Origin of the sequence: Endobacter medicaginis, from assembly GCF_014192375.1 — a bacterium.
In the GTDB taxonomy this organism is placed as follows: Bacteria; Pseudomonadota; Alphaproteobacteria; order Acetobacterales; family Acetobacteraceae; genus Endobacter; species Endobacter medicaginis.
Genome location: NZ_JACHXV010000050.1, coordinates 1 through 4,932, shown reverse-complemented (window position 1 = coordinate 4,932; position 4,932 = coordinate 1). Strand labels below are relative to the sequence as shown.

The 4,932-nt window shown below is 65.1% G+C and carries 6 protein-coding genes; 1 reads left to right on the top strand and 5 read right to left on the bottom strand.

Going from position 1 to position 4,932, the window contains the following annotated elements; all coding sequences use genetic code 11:
* Positions 1-355: 355 nt before the first annotated feature.
* The 5 genes from FHR90_RS17040 to FHR90_RS17020 form a co-directional block, all read right to left on the bottom strand.
* A complete protein-coding gene (locus FHR90_RS17040) occupies positions 356-817 on the bottom strand; it encodes a hypothetical protein (RefSeq protein WP_183275553.1) in 462 nt (153 codons plus the stop codon).
* Positions 798-1,010, bottom strand: coding sequence for a hypothetical protein (locus tag FHR90_RS17035; protein ID WP_176624501.1), 213 nt, complete (start codon positions 1,008-1,010; stop codon positions 798-800). Before FHR90_RS17035 ends, FHR90_RS17040 begins: the two co-directional genes overlap by 20 nt.
* A gap of 126 nt (positions 1,011-1,136) precedes the next feature.
* Entirely contained in the window at positions 1,137-2,162 is a 1,026-nt protein-coding gene (locus FHR90_RS17030; protein WP_266152846.1) for a Fic/DOC family protein, read from the bottom strand.
* Between the two features lie 20 nt (positions 2,163-2,182).
* Complete coding sequence (locus FHR90_RS17025; protein WP_176624507.1) at positions 2,183-2,380, bottom strand: antitoxin VbhA family protein; 198 nt, start codon at positions 2,378-2,380, stop codon at positions 2,183-2,185.
* Between the two features lie 368 nt (positions 2,381-2,748).
* Positions 2,749-4,617: a ParB/RepB/Spo0J family partition protein gene (locus FHR90_RS17020; RefSeq protein ID WP_176624503.1), complete on the bottom strand. Its 1,869-nt coding sequence runs from the start codon at positions 4,615-4,617 to the stop codon at positions 2,749-2,751.
* 131 nt (positions 4,618-4,748) lie between these two features.
* On the opposite strand from FHR90_RS17020, the gene FHR90_RS17260 reads away from it, so the two are divergent.
* Positions 4,749-4,932 (top strand): hypothetical protein (locus FHR90_RS17260; RefSeq protein ID WP_221188300.1); only part of this gene is annotated, 184 nt, incomplete at its 3' end.

Genomic DNA, 4,932 nt, shown 5'->3' with positions numbered 1-4,932 from the left:
GGCCGACCGCCACAGGCGGCGCGGAGCCACGCACAGGGCGGCCTTGGCCGGCCGAGCATGGCGAGCGGGGATGATGGCGGGCGAGGGGGCTGGCAGAGCCCACACGGCGCGTCTGCGCCGGCACGATGCGGACCGCACGGTCCGCCGCGTCAGGGATCGTCGCCCGACACGGGCGAGACGCACGAAGGAGCATAGCGACGCGCGGACGGCTCGACGGAGGCCGCCAGGCCGGAGCAGAGCCCGCCCCCCCCACAAGGGGGGTGACGCCCGGATACGACAGGTCAACCGGGACCACGCGAGGACGTCGAAAGCGATTCAGGCGACGAGGAAGATTGTCACCTGTTTCATCACCACTCTAGGATGAAACATCACCTGTTTCGTCACCCGTTTCCTCCCCGTTTCGGGATCGGTGTCGACGACTCTTCTGCAGCTGAGATCTGGCGCTGCCGGGCGGGAAAAAATGCCGAAAGATCCCCACGGTGATCGCGCCGCATTGGGCGGCCGTGGCGGCGATCAAGGCCAGCACGACGTTCGCAGTCACGACCTGGCCGTGACCCGGGACGTGGTCACGAGCGAGCTGCACCTCGTCGGTGAAGATCAGGTAGACCCCGGCATAGACCAGCCCGTTGGCGACGATGAAGGTGATGACGATCGGCCAGACCATCGCCCGGCGGGTGGCGGAATCCCTGCGTAGATTCTCCGCCTCGACGTCCGCGATCTTCAGTCCCGGAGACGATCCCAGCGTGTCTCGCTCGAGAAGGCTCCGGACGGCCCGATGGTCGATGAGAGGGCCGGACTCAGGCGTGGACGTTGACATAGACCGGGGCTTTATCGGCCGAACCGGACCCGATCTGGATGTTGCCTTGTTCGTCGGCCTGGCTGGCGGCGAGGGCGGCGAGCGAGATGGCCTTTCGGAGCATATCGGCGTTGGTCCGCACGCCGAACGCCTTCTTGATGGCGTCGAGTTGGCCGCGCTGTTCCTCGCTGAACTGGACGGTGGTCATCTTCATGGCAGCCTCCCAAGAGCTATAGGACTTATATAAGTCCTATACATACCGCTGCAAGCGCCTGAGCGGCCGTCCTGGACGGCTGCGGCGATGTGGGCCGGGCCGCAGGCACGTCGACACGCGCGACGGCTACGGCTTGAGCTTCGGCCGGGGGCGAGCGGTCTCGGTCTCGGTCGGGGGCGACGTAGCGGCGGAGCTGGACGCCTTCGCCGCCAGACCCGTCCAGTAGCCGGAGCGCTGCTGCTCGACCTTCGCCTGTGCCAGGCTCTCGAAGGTCGACCGCACCGTCATCAGCACGGTGTCGGTCCCCGGCTTGGGGGCCGGCACGTCCTTCGCCGGCACGACGAAGACGCCGGACGGGGTGACGATGCTGACCACCTGCGGGCCGGTGGTGAGAATGTCGCCGGAGAGCGTTTCGCTCGGCCGGCCGGTGCGGATGGGATAATCGCGCGTCTCGACGCCTGCGGCCCGGAGTTCTGTGAGCACGTCGCGCAGCGCCTCGGCGCGCGCGGGAATGGTGGCATCGGCCAGCAGTTGTCGCATGGCCGGGTGCGAGGGATCGGCGGCCACGGCGATTGAGGCGTTAATCATGCGGGCCTTCGTGATGACGGACAGATCGACGTCATGTCCGAACTGGCGGCCAAGTTCACTGATGAACGCTTCCTGCGTGCGGCCATTTCCTTCTCTGAACGGATGCACGTAGTTGAGTTCTGCCAAGACGCGGCCAGCAACATCGGCGAACTGCTCCGCTGTCGATCCGCGCAGCACGTCGGGGTTGGCAATCGGCCGCAGGGCTTCGGTCAGCCCCATCTCGATGCGCGATCCGTGCAGGAAGGCGTTGCCGTTTTTTGACATTGCGCCGATGGGCTCAACGGGAAAGCCATCCACGACGGGGCGCTCGTTGCGCGTGCGCCCGGCCCATTCGTAGACATCATCGAAGAGATATTTGTGAATGGCCTTGAGGTGATCGGCATCAAAGGCGCCGCGTGGCCCCGCACCGTCGAGAATGTCCAGCAAGCGTTCGGACGTGCGCCGATATTCTTCGACCCTGAGTTCCGAATGGGTCCGCAGACCCATCCGGTTTCTCAGGACGTCGCGACGGTCTGGATCGTCGGACGTGTTCGGATAGGTGTAGGTATGACCGCCTTGCGCCACGAGATTGGGCGTGTCCGGGCTTAGCCGCCCTGACGCATGGCCCGGCCGAAACCCTCTCGGTCGATTTCCCCGCGGACATAGGCGGCGGCAGCATCTTCGATCACCGCGTCGTAGACGTAGCCCTGTCGCTTCTGAGCGGCGATGACGTTGTCGATCATCCGCTGCCGGCGTGCGCTCTCCTGTGCGGTGATCCGCAGCTCGGTGATGACGGCGCTCATGACAGCTCCTTTCAGGCGACTGGCCGCGATTTCCATACGGCCTTGACTAGGCAGTATATCAGACAACCGACTGAAATCCAAAGACAACGACCCGTGATGGCACTCTGCGGGCATCCTTTCCGGCCTCAATCGTTCGCCGTGGGTCGCCGGAAGACGGGCGCCTCGAGCTGGTCCCTTCCGCCTTGTGGTCCGCGCAGAACCACAACAGCCCGCGCCTGGTGTTGAACCCCCATGGCGCTGCGGCGCCGCAGCGCAGGCAGGTATGGGCGAAGCTCGTAGCGTCGGAAGCGGGGGCGTCAGGCGTGGTCATCGTGCGGGCTCCACCTGGCCGGGGCGGGGAGGGGTGGACACCCCTCCCACAGACCCGATCAGTCCTGTGACGTTGGAGCGGGGGGACGTAGCAGCGCCGGCAGCCAGCCCGTGTCTGCAACCTTCCGGGTGGCCTCGATCACGAGATCGCCCTTCTTGCCTGCGGTCGAGATCGACCCTCCCGCCTCGGTCACGGCCTGGGCGATCTGCTCCTTGTTGACCCGGCCGAAATAGGTCTCGGCATCGGCCGTCCAGTAGGGGCGGGGATCATATTCGGCGGCTCGGGCCACCTGTGCCGCAAGGCAGTCTGGTTCCTCCGTCCAGTCCGACGCACCTGCGTCGATCCCCTCGGCCACCAGTGGCGCGATCAGGTCCACCACCTGCCAGTCATCCATCGCCAGCAGCCACGGCAGGAGACCGTCCTCATCACCCGGCTGGTGATCCTCCCGCTGCTCGTGTGCTTCGTCCAGCACACGCCGTGCTGCGCCGTCCTGCGTTTCCTTGGCTGCGTCAGGGGGCAGGGTATCGGGGTGACGGAGCCGCAAACCGAGCGGTGCGGTGGAATACAGGCGGGACCGCTCGATCAGCAGCGCCTGAGCCAGCAACCGCAGCGCCAGCCCGGGCCGCTGGGCGACGTGGGCCTGCAAGGCGCGCGTCCGGTGTGCCAGCAGGGAAGCTGTCAGGGCGGCCGTCAGCCCCTTCTTGTCGGGCTCCTGCACATTTCCCGTGCTCTGGTCCGCGCCCGGAAGGGATGGCCGCGCCTGTACGACCGCGCGGGGCTTCAAACGCCGAACGGTGGGTTGCCCGGAATGTTCGTTGAGGCTGACGATCGCGAGGCCGGACGCCAGATCGTCGGCGGCGTAGCGAACGGCCCGTTCCGCAAGCCTCTCCAAATCGCTGTCGATGGTTTCGATTTCATCCGCCTGCTCGTCCGTCATCTCGTCGAGGACTTCCAGCGCCTCCCGGCGGGCCGTGAGATCGGCTTCGCGCTGTGCATCCTCGGCCGACAGTCCGACCTGCTCGGAAGGAAAGGCCCTCTCGAAATCGGTCAGTTCAACCGGGGCGGGAGCCTCGATGCGAACCAGCACCTTGGCCCAGCCTTCGGCCCGCACACTGTCAGCAAACGCTTCCAGTTTCTCCAATGCCAGTCGGTTCAGAAGCTCCGCTGAACCGAACGAAACGTGGTCCGAGAACAGGTCGCGCGTCATGGCGCCACCGGCAGCCTCGTAGGCATCGGCCCCGACATAGACCGCACGCGCATCGTCGTTGTCGATCTCACCTTCGGTGAGCATGGAACGGATGGATCTTGCCTGACTCCAACTGGACGGCCAGCGGAATTGATCGAACGCCCTTGCCTGTGTCTCCTGATCGACCGTCACCGCGAAGGCCTTGGCCTCGTCCTCCTTGAGAAGACCATCGCGGTAGGCGCTGAGGATGATGGGGGCAAGCCGGCCGAGCCGCAGCCGCCGTTCGACCGTGGCTGTGGTGATCCCGAACCGCAACGCGATCTGCTCGATGCTCTTGCCTTCATCCGACAGCGCGGCGAACGCCTGAAACTGGTCGGCCGGGTGCATGGCTACCCGGGAGATGTTCTCGATCAGCGAGATCGTCCCCGCATCTTCCTCGGTCGTCACCCGGCAGGGAATGGCGGCGTTCTTCGCCAGCCGCTTGTTTTTGACAAGATGCTTGAGCGCGCTGTGACGGCGACGGCCAGCGGTGACGAAATATCGCCCGGTAGGCTCTCCGTTGTCGCTCGTTTCATGCCGCACAACGAGGTTCTGCAGCAGACCGTTCATGGCGAGATCATCGGCGAGATGCGCGATACCACTGTCGGGGAAGCCGTGGCGCACGTTGCGCGGGTCGGCGAGCAGCTTGTCGAGAGGGACGGGGATCGAATTGGGCTCGATCTTGATCTTTTCAACCGCCATTTCGGATCACTCCATGCGTGGGTTGCCGGTGTGTCAGGGAGGTCGGGTGCATCAGGATGTGCGAGCATTGGGCCATACCCGCCAGCAGAAGCGTGGCGACGGCCAAGCGCAGCAGGATGGAAGTGCGTTTCATGCCCAAGCCCTTTCGCAAGCCGTCATCCACCCCGCCCGAAGGCGCGGCAGGACGGTCTGAATATCACCCGAAATATCCCCGAATAGAGGCGGGCTTCATTGCCTCGCCTCTGTTCCTTTTATACTCTAGCATTGCCGGACATGCTAGAGAAAAAGCCGGATATTCTCCTGACATTGATGTGA